Source organism: Litorimonas sp. (assembly GCA_029936425.1).
Taxonomy (GTDB): domain Bacteria; phylum Pseudomonadota; class Alphaproteobacteria; order Caulobacterales; family Maricaulaceae; genus Litorimonas.
In genome coordinates, this window is record JAPYSU010000010.1 from 39914 (window position 1) to 58902 (window position 18989).

Annotated in this window: 12 protein-coding genes; 9 read left to right on the forward strand and 3 right to left on the reverse strand. The window is 54.1% G+C overall.

The window, feature by feature from the left end; translation table 11 throughout:
- Nucleotides 1–49: 49 nt before the first annotated feature.
- The 9 genes from ACN0IC_RS10150 to ACN0IC_RS10190 all read left to right on the forward strand — a co-directional run bounded on the left by ACN0IC_RS10150 (nucleotide 50) and on the right by ACN0IC_RS10190 (nucleotide 12039).
- Complete coding sequence (locus ACN0IC_RS10150) at nucleotides 50–3715, forward strand: baseplate multidomain protein megatron (RefSeq protein ID WP_416878667.1); 3666 nt, start codon at nucleotides 50–52, stop codon at nucleotides 3713–3715.
- A 38-nt stretch (nucleotides 3716–3753) separates the two neighbouring features.
- Nucleotides 3754–4683, forward strand: coding sequence for a DnaJ C-terminal domain-containing protein (locus tag ACN0IC_RS10155; protein WP_416878668.1), 930 nt, complete (start codon nucleotides 3754–3756; stop codon nucleotides 4681–4683).
- Nucleotides 4684–4752: 69 nt separating this feature from the next.
- Complete coding sequence (locus ACN0IC_RS10160) at nucleotides 4753–5082, forward strand: PepSY domain-containing protein (protein WP_416878669.1); 330 nt, start codon at nucleotides 4753–4755, stop codon at nucleotides 5080–5082.
- Nucleotides 5083–5132: 50 nt separating this feature from the next.
- Nucleotides 5133–5810, forward strand: a complete 678-nt coding sequence (locus tag ACN0IC_RS10165; protein ID WP_416878670.1) for a response regulator transcription factor — start codon at nucleotides 5133–5135, stop codon at nucleotides 5808–5810.
- Nucleotides 5811–5914: 104 nt separating this feature from the next.
- Complete coding sequence (locus tag ACN0IC_RS10170; protein ID WP_416878671.1) at nucleotides 5915–7321, forward strand: sensor histidine kinase; 1407 nt, start codon at nucleotides 5915–5917, stop codon at nucleotides 7319–7321.
- Nucleotides 7318–7956, forward strand: a complete 639-nt coding sequence (locus ACN0IC_RS10175; RefSeq protein WP_416878672.1) for a DUF938 domain-containing protein — start codon at nucleotides 7318–7320, stop codon at nucleotides 7954–7956. The genes ACN0IC_RS10170 and ACN0IC_RS10175 overlap by 4 nt, the downstream gene beginning before the upstream one ends.
- 109 nt (nucleotides 7957–8065) lie before the next feature.
- Nucleotides 8066–9664 carry a trypsin-like peptidase domain-containing protein gene (locus ACN0IC_RS10180; protein ID WP_416878673.1) on the forward strand — a complete coding sequence of 533 codons (1599 nt, stop codon included), beginning with the start codon at nucleotides 8066–8068 and terminating at the stop codon, nucleotides 9662–9664.
- Between the two features lie 69 nt (nucleotides 9665–9733).
- Entirely contained in the window at nucleotides 9734–10405 is a 672-nt protein-coding gene (locus tag ACN0IC_RS10185) for a response regulator transcription factor (RefSeq protein WP_416878674.1), read from the forward strand.
- A gap of 41 nt (nucleotides 10406–10446) precedes the next feature.
- On the forward strand, nucleotides 10447–12039 hold the full coding sequence (locus ACN0IC_RS10190) for an ATP-binding protein (protein ID WP_416878675.1): 1593 nt from the start codon (nucleotides 10447–10449) through the stop codon (nucleotides 12037–12039).
- Here ACN0IC_RS10190 and ACN0IC_RS10195 read toward each other — a convergent pair.
- The 3 genes from ACN0IC_RS10195 to pepN all read right to left on the reverse strand — a co-directional run bounded on the left by ACN0IC_RS10195 (nucleotide 12036) and on the right by pepN (nucleotide 18651).
- The gene (locus tag ACN0IC_RS10195; RefSeq protein WP_416878676.1) at nucleotides 12036–15092 is read right to left on the reverse strand and encodes an ATP-binding protein; all 3057 of its coding nucleotides are present in this window, start codon (nucleotides 15090–15092) and stop codon (nucleotides 12036–12038) included. The genes ACN0IC_RS10190 and ACN0IC_RS10195 overlap by 4 nt on opposite strands.
- 122 nt (nucleotides 15093–15214) lie before the next feature.
- Nucleotides 15215–15964 (reverse strand): EAL domain-containing protein, encoded by a 750-nt coding sequence (locus tag ACN0IC_RS10200; protein WP_416878677.1) that lies wholly within the window; start codon nucleotides 15962–15964, stop codon nucleotides 15215–15217.
- Between the two features lie 59 nt (nucleotides 15965–16023).
- Nucleotides 16024–18651 carry an aminopeptidase N gene (pepN, locus tag ACN0IC_RS10205; protein WP_416878678.1) on the reverse strand — a complete coding sequence of 876 codons (2628 nt, stop codon included), beginning with the start codon at nucleotides 18649–18651 and terminating at the stop codon, nucleotides 16024–16026.
- Nucleotides 18652–18989 lie beyond the last annotated feature (338 nt).

Here is an 18989-nt window from a genome sequence, read left to right on the forward strand (position 1 = left end):
TAATTATTGGGCCCGCCTTTGGCGGGTTTTTTTTTTGGGAAATTATAATATGACCACACTTGCTGTGACCGCCGCCAATATTGCGGCCAATACCGCCGCTCAGGCAGCCACCGCCTTTGCGCTTTCCACGGCCAACCGCGCCATATCCCATATTTTCGATAACCGCGTCTTGGAGGGCCCAAGACTGGAAAGTCTGCATGTGCAGACGTCCCGGGACGGCGCGCCCATGTCGCGTGTCTATGGACGGGTGAGACTGGCGGGACAGGTCATCTGGGCCTCGCGCCTTCGCGAAATACGGACGGAAGAAGAAGTGCAGAGCGGGAAGGGCGGCGGGCCAAGCCGGACAAATTATAGCTATACGATGAGTTTTGCGGTGGGTCTCTGCGAAGGCGAAATTCTGGGCGTGGATCGCCTCTGGGCTAATGGCGAACCTCTGGAGAGCGCTGGACTAACAATGCGCGTTTACAAAGGCACGTCCGATCAAATGCCGGATCCGATTATCAGCGCGATAGAAGGCGAAGGCATTCCGGCCTTTAGAAATACGGCCTATGTCGTGTTTGAAGACTTTCCTCTGGACGGGTTCGGGGCGCGGCTGCCGCAAATAAACGCCGAAGTTCTGCGGGTTCCCCCGATGCAGGCGGGGCAAAAAATGGAAACTCTGGTCAAATCGGTGAGCCTGCTCCCCGGGTCGGGCGAGTTCGCCTATGCGGCTCAGATTATCGAGGAAACACCAGAGCCAGGCATCACCCGTCCGATAAATATGAACAATCTGTCCGGAAAAGCAGATATTCTGCTCGCTCTGGATCAGCTCGAAGATCAGCTGCCCAATTGCCGCCATGTGTCGATCATTACCTCCTGGTTCGGAACGGATTTGCGCTGCGGGGAATGTGAAATTCGGCCCGGTGTGGAAAGCCGAACCCGCATAACTCCGGAGGCGCAATGGCAGGTCGGGATGAACGCGAGAGGCCAAGCCTATCTGGTTTCGTCTGATGAAGAGGGCCGCCCGAATTACGGCGGCACGCCGTCTGATGAGTCTATTTTACAGGCTATCCAGACGCTCAAACAGCGCGGTTTCAAAGTCACGCTTTATCCGTTCATTCTGATGGACATACCGGACGGGCCAAGCCCGTTTCCCTGGCGGGGACGAATTAGCTCGAGCGACGGGACAGACGGCCATGCCGGAATAGCGGAACAGGTGGCGCAATTTTTTGATGGGCCAAATGGCTTTCGCAATTTCGTTCTGCATTATGCAAAGCTGGCGCAGGAAGCCGGAGGCGTGGACGGGTTTGTGCTCGGCTCTGAAATGCGGGGCCTGACGACTTTGCGTGGAGAGCGGGCGGGCGGTAAATCAACTTACCCGGCTGTTACGCATCTCGTGAGCTTGGCGTCGGAGGTGCACGCGATAATTGGGTCTGACGCCATGCTGACCTACGCCGCCGATTGGAGCGAGTATTTCGGACATCACCCTCGGGATGGGAGCGGCGATGTCAGCTTCCACCTCGACCCGCTCTGGGCCAGCCCCGATATCTCGGCTGTGGGAATAGACGCCTATTTCCCGCTCTCGGATTGGCGGGAGGGCGCGCACCTGGATCAGAATTTGGCGCGTTATATTTATGATTTGGAGTATCTTCAAAGTCAGATTGAAGGCGGGGAAGGCTATGATTATTTCTATGGCTCTGATGCTGACCGGGACGCGCAAATTCGCTCTTCGATTACCGATGGCGGGGCAGGAAAGCCCTGGGTGTTTCGGTATAAGGATATTCGAAACTGGTGGTCGCAGCCGCATTTCGACCGCATCGGCGGCGTCGAGGTTGCGCAGCCCACGGCATGGCAACCGCAATCCAAACCCGTAATCTTTACGGAAATTGGCTGTCCTGCCGTCCATTTCGGCGCAAACCAACCCAATGTCTTCTATGATCCCAAAAGCAGTGAGAGCCGTCTGCCCTATTTTTCCAATGGGGAGCGCGACGATTTCATTCAAAGGCGCTATCTCGAAGCCTTCATTTCCTATTGGGACAACCCGGCCCATAACCCCATCTCCCCGAACTATCCGGGCCGGATGATTGACACGGACCGGACAAGTGTCTGGACATGGGACGCGCGTCCTTTTCCTGATTTTTCGGCCCGTGACGACGTCTGGTCGGACGGAGAAAACTGGGAAAAGGGTCACTGGATTACGGGCCGGGTAGGACTTGTCACTCTGGCAGATATTGTCCGCGATATCGCCGCTCAAAGCGGTTTGGTGGATATAGACACTCAGGGACTGAACGGGCTAGTTCAAGGCTATCATCTTGATCGGCCCATGAGCGCCCGCGCCGCGATTTCCGCTTTGAGCGAACTATACGGATTCAGCCTGGCCCAGCGGGCGGGGACGGTTGCTTTCTTCTCCCTTGGCGAGGGCGAAGTACAGATACTCACACCCCACGACTTGATGGACAATACCGACGGCCCGGTCACGCGGAGCCATGCCGATCCGGCTGAGAGCTTACGAGATGTGAGATTGCATTTTATCGACGCTGGAACGGAGTATCAGCTTGGCCTTGCCTCCGCGCGTGACCGGCTATCCGAGACAGAACGAATTTTGGATATAAATGCGCCCGTCGTCATGGACCGGAGCTTTGCCAATTACCTCTGCGATAATTTGATAAAGCGGATAGAGACGCAGAGCGAAAGCCTGCGCTTTTCTTTGTCGCCGCAAAACATGACATTAGAAGCGGGCGATCGCGTGAGGCTCTCGGAAATAGGCGATGTCTGGCGGATTGAAACACTTGATGGCCAAAATGTGCAGGCAAAGCGCGATACGGGTGAGGCCGTTCTGGCCAATTCCGGCGGAACCCCTGATGTGAACACGCCCATTACCTATCCCGGCCGGCCCATTCCCATTGCGCTTGACTTGCCAGCTCCCTTCACCGGGCTCGCCGTCGGAGCTCTGCTCTCGCCGTTTAGCGATACGGTGATAGAGGTGACAGGCGAAAGCGTGGATCTTCGGGCGCCTCTGCGCCTCGGCGCTTTGCTGACTGATATCCCGCCGGGTCCGACCGCTTATTTTGACCGGGCTGCGGAATTTGAAATTCTCATGGCGGGCGGCGGGCTGAGCAGTAAATCTGAAGAGGCGGTGCTGGCTGGCGCAAACCGTTTTGCGGTGGAGACGCCCCGCGGCTGGGATATATTGCAAATGGCCAATATCACGCTCATCGGGCCGAACCGCTATCGCTGCGGCGCAGTTCTGCGCGGCGTCGGGAGCGAAGGTTATAGCCGAGAAGGGGTGTCTGCAGGCGCGCGAATTGTCTGGCTGAATGCGGGGATAGAGACTTTGAGCCTCAATCCGGAGTATATCGGGGAGACCGTGTCTTTGACCGCGACGGCCGCTGGACAACAAAGCAATCCGGTGGAACTCAGCTATGCCGCAAGTCATATCAAACCCCTCAGCCCCGCGCATCTCAGTGTCCAGAAAGAAAACGGACTCCTTAACCTTAGCTGGATACGCCGGAGCCGCGTGGACGCGGATAGCTGGCTCGGCGAGGTGCCCCTAGGCGAAGGAAGAGAAAGATATCGCGTCAGATTGTGGAGCGGTGACTCCCTGGCGGAGGCGGCAGAAGTCACAACGCCCAGCTATCAATCCGCCGCTACAAACATCACTCATATAGATGTCGCCCAGGGTTCGGATTTGGCGGGCTGGGGCGCATCAGCAAAACTTCTGATTTCCCCCATCTAAGCCATTGAAAACGCCGTCGTCCCGCTTACATTCCTAACATGGCAAAAAACCCTTATACTTTATTGGGGGTGAAGAAAGACGCGAGCAAGGCCGATATCAAAAAAGCCTATCGGCAACTGGCGAAAAAACTTCATCCTGACACGAATAATAACGACCCCAAGGTTGCGGAGCGCTTCAAGGAAGTGACGGCGGCCTATTCCCTGCTGTCCAATGACGATATGCGCAAGCAATATGACACGGGTCAGGTCGATGCATCCGGACAGCAGCAAAATCCCTTTGCAGGCGGCGGAAACCCGTTTGGCGGGGGCGGGCCGCAAACCGGCTTTGGCGGTTTCGGCGGCTTCAACCAGAGATCTCGCCGCGCCGGCGGCCAGGACGATATGGCGGATCTGTTCTCCTCCCTCTTTGGAATGAATATGGGCGGCATGCAGGGCGGAATGGATCGTCCGCCCATGCGCCCCCAGAAAGGCGCGGATGTTCGCTATAAAATGCAATTGCCGCTCCTGACGGCGCTGGAAGGCGGGACGAAGTCCCTTCAGGGCGGGCTGAAAGTGAAATTGCCTGCCGGGGTGAAAGACGGTCAGGTCCTGCGCCTGCGTGGTAAAGGACGCCCGGGTGTCAATGGCGGACCGGCTGGCGACGCCAAAATCGAGATCAATATCAAGCCGCATAAAAACCTGCGGCGCGAAGGCGATGATCTTCATCTGGACTTGCCCATCACCCTGTCAGAGGCGGCCAAAGGCGCGAAAGTGGACATTCCCATGCCGCAAGGCACGGTCAAGCTGACTATACCGCCCGGAACCAATACAGGGAAACGCTTCCGCCTTTCCGGAAAAGGCGCGGCCAAAGGCGATCTTTATGTGACAACGCTTATCAAATTGACCGACGCCGAAATTTCCGCCTTGCCGACCATGGCCAAAGACTGGCCGGATATGGGCGGGGCTGACATTCGTAGCGGATTGCTCTAAGCAATAAACGCTCGCCTGAATCACATATTCAGATGTTATTCAGGCTTATATTGTTAAACAGGGCGCATGATGACGTTACGGTCCATAATGATTGCTGCGACAGCGCTTTTCTTGAGCGCAGCGACAGCTATGGCGGCGCCGCAAGCGCCGGCCCATAAGGCCCTCCAGGCGTCCCAACCCTATTCGCAAAGCGTTTCTGCGGACGCGCCGTCTTATGTTCTATACGCGCAAAACCGGATTTCAGCGTCCAAGGCGAAATCTATTGCCCTCAAACGGGTGGATGGCGGCGAATATGTTGATCTGCGGCTCGTGGGGAACACATATATTGTCCGGGTCAGAGCGCCAGGCGGTCGAATTATTGATATTCGTATTGACGCCACGACTGGCCGGGTGAAATGATATTTTCGGCTATAGCCCAGATTTAGCGTTCTTTTTTCGATAGGTTTTTCATGCGTATTTTAATTGTAGAAGACGACCCCGATTTGTCCCGCCAGCTCCGCACGGCCTTAAAGGATACCGGCTATGCGGTGGACGTGGCGGATAATGGCGAAGATGGTCATTTTCTGGGGGATACAGAACCTTATGACGCCGTCGTTCTGGATCTGGGCTTGCCGCAAATAGACGGCGTTTCCGTGTTGCAGAAATGGCGTGCAGACGGCAAGAAATTCCCGGTCATGATTTTGACGGCGCGGGATCAGTGGAGCGAAAAAGTCGCCGGGTTTGATGCGGGCGCGGATGATTATCTGACCAAGCCTTTTCACACCGAAGAGCTCTTGGCGCGCTTGCGGGCCTTATTGCGCCGCGCTTCGGGTCATACAACAGATACGATTGAGATTGGCGAATTGTCCATCGACAACCGCTCGGCGCGGGCCTTCGTCAAAGGCATGGCGATTAAATTGACCAGTCACGAATTCCGCCTCCTCGCCTATATGGCGGCCCATCGGGGGCGCGTTATCTCCCGAACGGAGCTGGTCGAGCATATCTATGAACAGGATTATGACCGCGACTCCAACACCATCGAAGTTTTTGTCGGACGGCTGAGACGCAAAATCGGCACTGACCGGATAGAGACAGTCAGAGGACTGGGATACCGTTTGGTTGATCCGGCTTCTGAAAAGGCTGAATAAATTCAAGTCCATACTCTATTCGAACCTAACGCCTGCGCCTCAGGATTAAAGGGCGAAGGTTTAGATAGTTTGTTGCGGCATTTTTTTCGCCTTAGACTTTTTTCATGACCGAATCCCGCCAGCCCCGTTCCCTCGTTACCGGACTTGTCCGGGGCGCGGCAATGTGGGCCATTCCTATCCTTATCCTCTCGGCCGTGGTGCTGACCTGGCTCTACCGCACAACCACATACCGCATTTTTGATGACCCGCTCGACAGCGCCGTGACGTCTTTGATCGCCTCGGTGGATGTCAATGATAACGGCGTGGTCGCCTTGTCCCGTGAGCCGCTGGATCCCCGCTATCAACGCGCTCTGTCCGGGCGTTACTGGCTAATAGGCCGGGTAGGAGAAAAGGTTCGCGCACCTTTGCTGCCTTTGGCCGCGTCACGCTCTCTTTACGGCGAAAGCCTGACCCTGGATCCGCCCGTGCTGCGGGAGCTCAAATCCAATATGGGCGAAGCCGTTCGGGCCTCAACTCAGGGGGTGGATACGGGGGAGACTCTGCGCATCGTGGCGCGGCAGGTCATTCTGCCCGGAACGGACCAGCCGGTTATAGTCCTGGCCGGGGCGGATAAACGGGCCGCCACACGCGATATTCAACGCTTTGCTTTGACGGCCATTGGGCTCATGACAGCGCTCTGTCTGGCACTAATTTTTGCCGTCTTTACTCAGGTTCGAGTCGGCCTTAGCCCGCTTTTTACGCTGCGAAACAAAGTTGCAGATATACGGGAAGGTAAAGCGGCCCAGGTTGAAGGCATTTACCCGCCTGAAATCGCGCCTCTTGCTGAAGAGCTAAACAGTCTGATTATTCATAATAAAAATATTGTCGAGCGGGCCCGCACCCATGTCGGCAATCTGGCCCATGCGTTGAAGACCCCTTTGGCTGTGCTGCAGAATGAAGCGCAGGGCGGAAAATCGACGCCCTCCAAACTGGTGACCAAGCAAACCGAAATTATGCGTCAACAGGTGGACCATCACCTTCGCCGCGCCCGCGCGGCGGCCAGAGGGCAGGCAATCGGTGTCACCACGCCGCTGGAAGAGGTCATCGAGCCGCTGACGCGCACTCTACCGCGTATTTACCGTGATAAAGACCTCTTGATCGATGTTGAATCCGAACCCTCCCTTGTCTTTCGGGGGGCCAAGAGGGATTTGGAGGATATGGTGGGAAACCTTATGGATAACGCGGCAAAATGGACGAAAAGCGATATCAGGCTGCGGGCGAAAACCGATGAAGAGCGCCCGGATATGATACGCATTACGATAGAAGATAACGGCGCAGGTCTGGACCCCAGAGAATATGAAGAGGCACTCAAACGCGGGGCGCGGCTGGACGAAGCCACGCCCGGCAGCGGATTGGGACTGGCCATCGTCGACGACCTTGCCCGCGCCTATAAGGGGCTGATTCATCTTTCCCGGTCTGATATGGGGGGCTTGCAGGCAGACCTCATTCTTCCCAAAGTGGGTACGTCATGACGAAACCCCCTATCGCCCTCGAAGACAGAGAACAGCACGGCGCGCGTCGTTTCTCTCCGAGCTCCGGACGCAATAAAGACGTGATCGCGGAGCATCTCAAAACCCTTTTACCGGCTGAAGCCCATGTCTTGGAAATAGCGTCCGGAACAGGAGAGCATGGCCATACGGCCTGCGCGGTTCGCGAGGACATTTCCTGGCAATATTCCGACCCTGACGCTGACTCCCGCGCGAGCGAGGATGACTGGCGGCGGGACTATCCCATGCAGCTCCGTCCCGCGCTTCCGCTGGATATGACGGCGCCCGAATGGTGGGGTGGTTTGCCCAATTATGACGCGGTATTTTGTGCAAATATGATCCACATTGCGCCGCCCGCGGCGTGTGAAGGCCTGGCGATAGGCGCGGCCCATATTCTCAAGTCACAGGGCCTTATTTGTCTCTATGGGCCGTTTCTGAACGAAGCAGAGTCTGCGCCGTCCAATCTTGAATTCGATAAGAATTTAAAGGCCCGCCATCCTGATTGGGGCGTCCGCGAACAAGCCTTTGTTAAGCATATCTTTGCAAAGGCCGGGTTTAATAAAAGCCGCTTGATCGAGATGCCAAAGAACAACCATATTTTTGTCTTTTCTCGCCATTGAGCAGGATGAAAGGCGCTTTCCTCAGTTCATGACTTTCTTGTCATGTTTTGGACATGTTCCTGAAAGTCAAGAGCTCCTACGGTGGGAGCCAAGTTGGAGGAATCGTTGAGTGTCTTTACAGACCCTTTTTACATCACGGAAATTGGTTTTAAGTCTGACAAGTGCGCTCGCTCTTGTCTCGGCTTCGGCATGGGCGCAAGACAGCTCTTCTGATCAGCTGAAGAGCACTCCGGCCATAAGCGGTCAATTCCCCAAAGCGGATCAGAAACCGGACGAAACTTTTACCCCGCTTCGGGATCAAGCTACCTCCAAGGAGGCGGACGCGCTTCCGCGTTTATCCTCCGAGGGCGTTATCCCCGCCGCGCCCGATGCGCGTGCGCCCAGCCTTTCCACATCTCGAAATCGGATGGACATGCCGGTCTCCTCTCTGCCGTCCATTGCGGATTTAGTGGAAAATGTAAGCCAGTCTGTCGTCAATGTTATTGTCAGAACCGAAAGCGGCGAAACGACGTCAGAAGGCCAGGGCTCCGGTTTTATCATTTCCGATAAAAACGAAGTCGTTACAAATTACCACGTGATTGAAGGCGGGGACTCCATCAATATCGAATTCAATGACGGCCAGATTTATCCGGCGCGCATCCTTGGAACCGATGAGGAAACAGACCTCGCTCTGCTTCAGATTAAAACCCAAAAAGAGATTCCGCATCTGTCATTTAAAAAAGAGGGTGACGTAAGAATTGGTGATTGGGTTGTGGCCATTGGTAATCCTTTTGGGATTGGTCAATCCACCAGTCTCGGCGTCATCTCGGCAATTGGGCGGGAACGCGTCGATAGCGGCAATTATGTCGATTATATTCAGACCGATGCAACCATTAACCGGGGGAATTCCGGCGGCCCGCTGTTTAATCTGGACGGGGAAGTTGTTGGCGTGAACTCGGCGATTTATTCTCCGACCGGGGCCAGTGTCGGCATTGCTTTCGTTATTCCGCATACAACCGCCGAAGAGATCGTCAACTCACTTAGAGCGGACGGGCGGGTCAGGCGCGGTTATCTCGGCGCGGCCCTGCGCGATGCGGAGTTTGAAATTGAAGGCAGACCCGGCATTTTCAAAGCGGGCGCTCTGGTCAATGACATTGTGCCCGGCAGTCCGGCCCAGCAATATGGACTACAAGTCGATGATATTCTGTTGCGAATAAACGATAAGCCCGTTCGAAATTCGGTCGAAGCGACCCGCGTTATCGGGGACATGCATCCCGGAGACGTTGGCCGGTTTATCTATGAACGGGACGAAAAAACCTACGCGCTCAATATTTCTATCGTCGAAAGACCTGATAAGCACGAAGTTGAAACGGCCAAAGCGGTCACACAAGGATTGCCGCCGCCCCCGCCAAAAGAGCCGGCACGCGGCACAATCAATATCGATACAGGTCTGCAAGTCCTTGATATCTCTTCCGAATTTCGAAATGCGATCCAGATGCGGTCGGATCAGGTGGGGATTTATGTTGAATCCGTTACGCCCGGCAGTCAGGCTGAGGCCGCCGGTTTCGAGATGGGTATGGTGCTGTTAGAGGCCGAAAATGAACCTTTGGCCGAGACAGACGTTCTGCGCACAGTGGTTCTAAATGCCAAATTGGATGAAAAACAAAGTATCACCTTACAGGTCCGTCTGAAAAACGGACGAGAAACTTATATGGTTTTGCCATTTTAAAACCATATTTACCGCAAAGAAACTGCCATAATTTTACGTGAAAGTCTGGGGGACCAAGTGGAGAAAGAAATGAGAATACTCGTTGTCGAAGATGATGAAGTGGCCGCTGAATATGTCCGCAAGGGACTGATGGAAGCCGGTCATGTTGTTGACCTCGCCCCTGACGGGGATTTAGGTCTCGAAATGGCCAAGGCGGCTGATTATGACGCCCTGATACTTGACCGTATGCTGCCTAAGCGGGACGGGCTGGAACTGCTCGGCGATCTACGCGAAGACGGGGATGCGACCCCGGTTCTGATCCTCTCAGCGCTTGGCGAAGTAGACCACAAGGTTGAAGGCCTGCGGGCAGGCGGTGATGACTATCTCGCCAAACCCTATTCCTTTACGGAACTCCTCGCCCGCGTCGAAGCGATAGGCCGGCGATCCGATCCGAATGCGGCCGTGACAAAACTCAAGGTCGGCGATCTGGAAATGGACCTCCTCGCCCGCACGGTTCGCCGCGCCGGACAGAAAATTCTGCTCCAGCCCCGCGAATTTCGCCTGCTGGAATGTTTGATGAGAAATGCCGGCCGGGTTGTGACCCGGACCATGTTGCTCGAAAAAGTCTGGGATTATCACTTCGACCCCCAGACCAATGTGATCGACGTCCATATCTCCCGCCTGCGCGGTAAAATTGACAAAGAGTTTGATGAGCCTTTGCTTCACACTGTTCGCGGCGCGGGATATCGCTTGCAGGTCTAAGGGCCGATCTTTAAGCGTCACCCAAAGTTAGAGGTATTGACTTGATTGACGCCGTTCAGAAATTATTGCGGAACACATTGTTCCGCCTTTCCCTTTTGGGCGCGACGCTGACGATGGTCAGCGTCGCCGCCGCATTGGGGCTTGTCTATTATTCCATGATCGAGTCCGAGCTCCGGAGAGTGGAGCAGGCCAATATTGACGAGATTGCAGAGCTCCAAAACCTTTATGATGAAGGCGGAGCCGCCCGTGTCAAAGCTGCCAAGGCCGCAGGCATAGTACCTCAAAACCTCTCTCCTGAAACAAGCGAGTATAAACAATTATACGACCGCGGCGGAATCACGGCTGTGGAACGCGCAGTCACGGTGCGCGGGGCAAGTTATGAGGCTCTTTATTTTCTACAGGCCCGCCGTCAGTCCCAAGTTCTCATTCGGGGTAATATTCTCGGTCAAGGCGACCTTCTGGCCAGCGAAGCCATTGCTCAGGATGATGTGAACAGTCGCGGTTATTCTAAAATTCAATTTCTTTACTCTGATCCGAATTCCGACTCAGAAGATTTTATTGATCGCCGGGCGCGGGGAATTGTCGGAAATTTGAAATTGGGAGACGATAATGTAGCGGCCATCATCGTGGGACGTGATGTCGAAGCCATCTCGCGTACCGGTGACAGAATCCGCTCAACCCTTGTCCCCGCTCTTTTACTGGCGGCAATTCTGGGGTTGATCTCTTCCTGGTTTGTCTCGCGTAGTTTTGCTGCCCGGGTGGAAGCCTTTAACCGTCTGGCGACGGATGTTCGGGCGGGACATTTGGATCGACGCGCGCCGCGAAATTACTCTGAAGACGAGATGGACCTTCTGGCCGAACATTTGAATTCCATGCTCGACCACATTGACCGCCTGATGCAGGCCATGCGTTATGCTGGGGATTCGATTGCGCATGACCTTCGCTCCCCGCTCACGCGGTTAAGGACCCGGTTGGAAAGTGCTGCCGTGGAACTGGGCGATACACCCGAAGCGGATATTCTGTTTTCAGCTGCCGAGGATGCGAGCGAGCTTTTGACGACATTCGATGGTGTATTGCGGATTGCCCGGTTGGAAGCCGGGGAACGTCGGGAGCTGTTGCAGCCGACGGACCCTAAACCCTTACTGGATGATTTGGCCGAACTTTATGAACCGGCTTGCGAAGATGCAGACCTCATATTTTCCGCTGATATAGCGAAAGGTACTGATATTTTGGCGGATAGAGGGCTTTTATCTCAGGCTGTTTCCAATCTGGTTGAGAACGCCATTAAATATACGCCCAAAGGCGGACGGATTCATCTTGACCTTCACAAGACGCGAAATGGCCGCGTCTCCATTTCCGTTACAGATGATGGTCCAGGTATCCCGGCGGTGGATCGGGAGCGAGTGAAAGAACGCTTTGTGCGTCTCGATAAGAGCCGCACATTACCAGGGAGCGGTCTGGGTATGGCGCTTGTCGATGCCGTGGCCGATCTGCACAGAGCGGAATTTATTCTCGAAGACGGGTTTAAGGACCGCGGAACCACTGGACTGAAAGCGAGCCTCATTCTCCCGCGGCGCCGTCCGGGATTGGACAAAGAGGGCGGGAAATCCAAACCCGCTGAGCCGGCCGCCTAAGCAGCAGAATCCGTATAAGGATTAGACAGTCGAGAAGTTTCTGATTGAGGGCTTTTTTGACCGTTCTGCGGCGGAGGCGGGGCTTTGCGTATGGGCGGCGCCGCCGGATTGGGCTGAGCCTGCTGGGGCGGCGCAGTTTGGGCTTGAGATTGCGGCTGGGCTTGAGATTGCGGCCGGCTCTGTTGCGAAGAGGGGTTTTGTTGACCCTCTCCTGTTTTGGATTTCGACGCTTCCACCGTGGCCTGACCGGCAGAGAGAACATCCGCAATGTCATTTGCAAGCTTTGTGATCTCGCTACCGACTTCGGTCGTCTCGACTTTTTCTTCCACGACCGGAGGCTTGATTGGAAGAGTGAAGGTAACCGTAGTGCCCTGACCCACCTTGCTTTCAATATTGAAGTTACCGCCATGTAGCTCGACCAGCGACTTGGAGAGAGCCAGCCCCAGACCGGTGCCTTCATGTTGACGGGAATGCTGACTGTCGATTTGCTCAAAGGGCTGGGCAAGCCGTTCAATATCTTCCTTGGATATTCCGATGCCCGTATCTGTAATCCGGATAATTAACCCGGCGGATTTAGGCTCAACCGCAATCGTTACGACACCGCCCTCTGGTGTGAACTTAATCGCATTGGTCATAAGGTTCAGGAGGACCTGCTTCACAGCGCGCGGATCCGCTTCGACTTCTTTGGCTGGTTTTTCATCAAAGACCAGTTTCAGCTTGTTTTCGTCTGCCCGGCCCCGAACAATGCGGACGACCTGTTCTATCATGTCATTGATTTGAAGTTCTTCGGTATTGAGCGTCATCTTACCGGCCTCAATCTTGGACATATCCAGAATGTCATTGATAAGGCTTAGAAGGTGCTGCCCTGAGAACAGAATGTCGTTGACATATTCCTTGTAGCGGGGGTCTCCGAGGGGACCGAATAATTCTTTCTGCATGATATCCGAAAAGCCGTTAATCGCGTTTAGAGGCGTACGAAGTTCATGACTCATATTCGCGAGGAATTCGGATTTGGACTGGCTGGCTTCTTCGGCGCGGATTTTTTCCTGCTCATAATTTTCAGCAAGTTCAACAATGCGGATTTGTGATTCCCGCAGAACGCTAATGGTCTTTTCTAGCGCGTCCTGGTTGACCTGAAGTTCTCTTTCCCGTGTCCGAATAGCGGTGACTTCCGTCCCGATACTCACCCGCCCCCCATCGGCCGTTCGGGTCTCGGAATAACGGATCCAACGTCCGTCCTGTAATTCCATCTCATTACCTTCAGGGCGCTCCGTAACGCTGAGAACGGTTTGCATGCCGTGATACTCAACCGTGGCGTGGTCACTCCCGACCTGCAGCTGTCCGGGGCGGAATCCGAAAAAGTCCTCGAAACGCTCGTTCCAAACCAAGAGACGGTCCATCTGGTCCCAGATAACAAAACTGTCCGTCATGGATTTCAGCGCGTCAAAAAGTCGGGTTTCCGCGGCCTGGAGTCTGGCTTGAGCGCCGCGCATTTCCGTAATGTCGAGCGCCATGCCGATAATGATCTTGGCTTGATCAGAGCCTCTTACAGAAGGCCGTCCGCGGCACGCCATGTAAATAGGCAAATGCGCAAGTCCCAGTTCGATATCGAAATCGCCGTTGATATGGCTCCGCCGAATGGCGGCGAATAAACGCTCCCGATCTGACGCCATAAATAGACCCAGAAACTGCGACATTGAAATCGTTGTGTGGATTTCCGGCATATTGAAAACCTTGGCCAGAGACGGGCTGAGATAGGCCGTATTTTTCGCCAGGTCGATCTCCCAGACCCCGCCTTTGGAGTTATCGACGGCGGCTTGATATCTTTGCGTTGAGACTTCGTCTGAATTTTGTCTTTCGCGAAGAATATCCATTTGGCGCAGGAGCTGGCTCGCCATCATCCAGATGAGCCAGCCCATGCCCAGAAGGAGCAGGCCAAAGAGGATAAGGTTTTCTTTAATGCCGGAATCAATGCCGCGGGGCTGAATGTCGATGACAGACAGAAAGGATTTGGGAACTCTTGCCGTTCCCAACCAGACATTTTGATTTCCAATTTCAAATGGAATGAGAAAGCTGGTCTCGGAGCTTTTCGTCAGGCCCGCCAGACGTTGGGCGTTGATATTATAAACACTCAGCGCATCTGCCGACCCAATATTATCGCCGCCGTCAATGACGCGCCCGCCATCCATAATCAGAGCTGCATTCGGAGACAGGTCTCCAATAAAGGTCTTGGGACTGAAAGCCGTCAGTAGAAACACATCATTTCGCCGGCGAATAATAACGGGCAGAGCGGATCCATTCTTGTTTACTAGTGAGAGAAGCTGAACGTCGCCTTTCGGATAACTCCGGGAGTCTATGGTGGCGAGGATATCGCCCTTACTTCCGGTTTTTGCCATAACGGTTCCTGACGCATCAACCAAGGCAACGCCGTCGATGGCTTCTCGCTGACCAATAAACTCGACAATCTGTTTGGCCGTGCCTTCGGTAAATAAAGCCTGATCAATCCAGGCTATTTGCGTATCAATACGGCGCGAGACATCTGTCGCCTGATTGCTCATAGACTGAGAAAATGTCTGTTTGGTCTGGGCGGTGAACCGTTTGTTATCAAAATAGAATTTTGTCAGGGCGAGTATTGTGAGCAGAATGAAAAAGGCGCCTACCGCAAAAAGAAGCCTTTTCAAGGATTGAGCGCCGCCCACACGGTGAGAAATTCTGTCAAAATGGTCTGTAAGCACAGTGCTTTTCGGGGAATCGGAGCGCTGAGAGGGTTCCGTGTCAGCCGATCGCGGCGCATAGGGTGTCTGCACCGGAGGCGGGGATTGGTTTTGTTGGGGCGACGACCCGCCCTGCTGCTGATAGACGCCGGGTCTTTGACCGCTAAATGACGATTGATTAGATTTAGGAGGCTGTTCAGGCTTATATTCCGTCCACTGACGAGGAGAGCCCTGAGGCGTTTGTCCCGATGCGGGCCGCCCAGCCGAATTTTGCCCGAATGCCGGGGTCTCGACAAAGGGTTGAATAGGTTGCGGCTGTTTTTGAGGACCTTCTTGCACTCATTTCCCCCGAATCACCCTTAAAACGCTAAAGATTCTCACCTTATAAGTCGAACAAAACGTAGTTAATTTTTCATTTACTTTGATGAAAGAAGACTAAAAAATGGAGCGAAAACTGTATTTTATGGTTTTATACGGGTTTCGCGTTCGGGTCTTCCGATAGCGTAGCCTTGAGCCGCGTCAAATCCCATACTTTTGACGAAGTCACTAATCTCCGGCGTTTCGACACCTTCCGCGATGAATTTTACGTCCAAAGCGTCACGAAGCGATAATAAAGCCTCCAAAATGGCGCGGTCACGCATCGAAACGAGACTGTCTGCAATAAAGCCGCCATCGATCTTTAGCCAATTTGCCGGCAGCGCCCGCAGATAACGAATTGAGGCCGCTCCCGCGCCAACATCATCAAGGCAAACGGGGTGGCCGCGAGATTTCAAATCTGTCAGTAGGGACTGGGCAAGGTCGAGATTGTCCATGTCCCAGCTTTCCGTGAGTTCAATAATCAGCTTCTCAGGGGAGGCTTCGAGGGCCGTCAAACAGGCCATGACCGAGCCCTGGAAATTTTTCTTGTCCACCGAGGCGCCGGAGAGATTAATCGCAATCCCCGTGTCATCAGGATACTCATTCAAAACAAGTATAGCCTGGGCCAGCATGGAAAGATCCAGGTCGCGAATAACGCCGCTAATTTCGGATGCGCGGATAACGCCCTGGACATGTTTGTCATGGTCAAAACGGACCAGCCATTCGTGATGATGGATGCGGCCATCTTTCAAATCTACAATAGGTTGTCGAAGCACCGTGAAGCGTTGCTCCGAGACATGCTCGCGGAAACCCTGCACTGTGCGGATTTCGGATATATTGGATGGTTCGTTCACCCCGCATGGGTAAACCAAACCTCCTAAGAGAGCCTTACCAAGGGCAAATAAATCCGTGTTTAATTGCCAAGGGTTTTGGTCGCGATCTCGAGCACATTTTTGGAGGGGTTAGAGGCAATGACCGTCTTCAGCTGATCTTTGATTTGCGTCTGTCTGCGGTCATCCAATTTTCGCCAAATTTCATACGCCCCAAGCAAGCGCGCCGCGACCTGAGGGTTTCGTCTATCCATGTCCAGCACCTGATCCGTGAAAAAATCATATCCGCTTCCATCCGGAGCGTGGAAGAGGTTCGGATTCGCCATGGCGAAACTTCCGATAAGCGCGCGGACGCGGTTCGGATTGCGCGCATCGTAAACTTCGTGCTCGGTCAGCTCTTTAATGGCGGAAACGCCTTCCACATGATTGCGCATGCCTTGAACAGAGAACCATTTGTCTATGACCAGAGGATTGGATTTCCACTTATCATAGAATTTCTCCATGGACGTGTTGACCCGCTTCCCGCCGAGTTTGGTCAGCGTGATAAGGGCGGCGAGCTCATCCGTCATATTGGTGGCGGTCCCAAGCTGTTCTGTGGCGAGGCCGGCGGTGACAGCGTCCCGTCCGGAGGCGAGCAGTGATAAACAGCGGTTGCGAAGCGCTCTTCGTCCCGCGGACTCCGCATCCGGGCTAAATTCACCGTCATCAGAGAGGTCATGATAGCGTTGGAGGAGGTCGCCCCTGAGACGATTGCCCACCGCGCGGGAGAGCCAGTCACCTGCCAGATAGGCTGCAATCGGATCGGCCTGATCCAGAGATTGCAGAATTTCCGCTGTTCCCGGAGTGGAAAGGGTCAGGGCTTTGAAATTATTATCAAACTTGTCGTCATGAAGCGTATTGCGCAGCGCCTCGCAATACTCGCGAAGGGCGTCGTCCGTTTGAGGAATCTCTCCGCTCTCCAGGGCCAGAGCCTGAGTTCCGATGAGCTTGCGCGCCAATGTCTGGCCCGCTTCCCAACGGTTAAAAGCATTGGGATCCTGCGCCATAAGGCGGAGCTGGTCTTTGGATGTTTGTTGTGAATTCAAAATAACGGGGGCGCTGAAGTCCTGCAAAACGGAGAGCGACACAGCCTCGTCAAAACGGGGCAGAGAGACGGTGTTTTCTTCTGTCGTGAGAACCGTCATTTGCGGTTCGGATAAGGGGCCGTTTTCGCCAATGGCTTGCCATTTAATCGGCAAAACGACAGGCGTTTTTTCGCTCTGGCCCGGTGTCGGTTTGGTTCTCTGGCTAAAAGTGATGCGCGTGCCTTGGACCGGCGTTGTCAGAGACTCGTCCACCGTGACGGAGAGCTCTGGCGTGCCGGCCTGTTCATACCAGCGCATGAATTGCGACAAATCTTCGCCTGTGGCTTGCTCGAAGCACTCGATGAATTGCTCAATCGTCGCGGCGGTTCCGTCCAACATTTCAAAATAGAGATCAGACCCTTTACGGAAATTCTCCGGCCCTAAAATCGTTTTGAGCATTCGGATAAGCTCAGCGCCCTTTTCATAAATTGTCGCCGTGTAGAAATTGTCGATTTTCATATATTCTGTCGGGCGGACAGGGTGGGCGAGAGGGCCGGCGTCTTCGGGAAATTGCCGGCCGCGCAGGGCGCTCACATCCTTGATACGCTGCACATCCGCGCCGCGTTGGTCGGCAGAAAATTCCTGATCACGAAAGACAGTGAACCCTTCTTTTAGGCACAGCTGGAACCAGTCGCGGCAGGTAATGCGGTTGCCCGTCCAATTATGGAAATATTCATGCGCGACGACGGATTCGATGCGCTCAAAATTCATATCCGTTGCGGTTTCCGCATCGGCCAAGAGGAGGGAGGAGTTGAAAATATTCAATCCCTTATTTTCCATGGCGCCGAAATTGAAATCCCGAACGGCGACGACCATGAAGCGTTCCAGATCATATTCCCGGCCGAATGTGTCCTCATCCCACTTCATCGCCCGTTTCAGACTGTCCAGGGCATAATCGGCGCGGGGCGCGTCACCGGGATCGACATAGATCGTCAGCGGAATATCGCGTCCGCTCATCGTGGTGAAACTGTCTTCGAGCGTGTCAAATTCGCCCGCTACTAAAGCAAATAGATAGGCGGGTTTACGGAAAGGATCTTCCCACACGGCATAATGACTTTTGCCGTCCTCGGAATCGCCGGACTCAACCATGTTCCCATTGGAGAGAAGGTAAGGGTATTTGTCTTTCGGAGCTTTCATGCGCACGGTGAAAACGGACAAGACGTCGGGACGGTCAGGGTAGTAGGTAATACGCCGGAAACCTTCGGCCTCGCATTGCGTGCAGAAGCGCCCGCCAGAAAGATAAAGTCCCATAAGTTTGGAGTTGTCCGCAGGGTTGCAGGTCGTTTCGATTTCCAGAACGCATTCATCCGGCAAATCTGTGAGGATAAGTTGCGTTTGAGTGAGGGTGTAATCGGCGCGTTTGAGAGATTTTCCGTCAAGCTTCACCGATTTCAGATCGATATCCTCTCCGTCCAGATGCAGATCGCCGCCTGACACCCGCGTCAGTGCCAATTTGCTTTTGACCCGCGTTCCTTTTGGCTTGAGATCAAAATCCAAATCAACCGAGTTGATTTTGAAATTTGGCGGCGTGTAATCCGCAAGACGTGTCGGGGCGGGGGCTGTACCGGGGAGAGGGTCGGGGCGCATAAACTGTCCTTTTCTTTTTTATCTATGTGGCATGACGCCGTAAAAATACAAGGAGGCATCCCTAGCCGTGACTTGTTTCAAAATCAGAGGGAGAGGCGAAATTTAACCCCTCATTTACCTGGAAAAGTCGGGAAATCCTAAGGCTGTTCCTCAATCCAAGATTATACTTTGACATGTATGGTTTCGGTGAAACACATATAGGACGTAAGGGGGCTGCGTCTGGGATGAAATATCCCTTCAGCGCTGAAACAGCTTTCTGTCATCCTACTCACGCTGGACAACTGGCCCGTTCCCCTCAAGGAGCGGGCCATTTTTTCGTCATATTGATAAAGATAACC

Excerpts from the sequence above, each read along its gene's own strand:
- pepN (WP_416878678.1), bottom strand. The coding sequence starts at position 18,651 with ATGCGCCCCGACCCTCTCCCCGGTACAGCCCCCGCCCCGACACGTCTT.
- ACN0IC_RS10175 (WP_416878672.1), top strand. The coding sequence starts at position 7,318 with ATGACGAAACCCCCTATCGCCCTCGAAGACAGAGAACAGCACGGCGCG.
- ACN0IC_RS10165 (WP_416878670.1), top strand. The coding sequence starts at position 5,133 with ATGCGTATTTTAATTGTAGAAGACGACCCCGATTTGTCCCGCCAGCTC.
- ACN0IC_RS10185 (WP_416878674.1), top strand. The coding sequence starts at position 9,734 with ATGAGAATACTCGTTGTCGAAGATGATGAAGTGGCCGCTGAATATGTC.
- ACN0IC_RS10150 (WP_416878667.1), top strand. The coding sequence starts at position 50 with ATGACCACACTTGCTGTGACCGCCGCCAATATTGCGGCCAATACCGCC.
- ACN0IC_RS10170 (WP_416878671.1), top strand. The coding sequence starts at position 5,915 with ATGACCGAATCCCGCCAGCCCCGTTCCCTCGTTACCGGACTTGTCCGG.
- ACN0IC_RS10155 (WP_416878668.1), top strand. The coding sequence starts at position 3,754 with ATGGCAAAAAACCCTTATACTTTATTGGGGGTGAAGAAAGACGCGAGC.
- ACN0IC_RS10160 (WP_416878669.1), top strand. The coding sequence starts at position 4,753 with ATGACGTTACGGTCCATAATGATTGCTGCGACAGCGCTTTTCTTGAGC.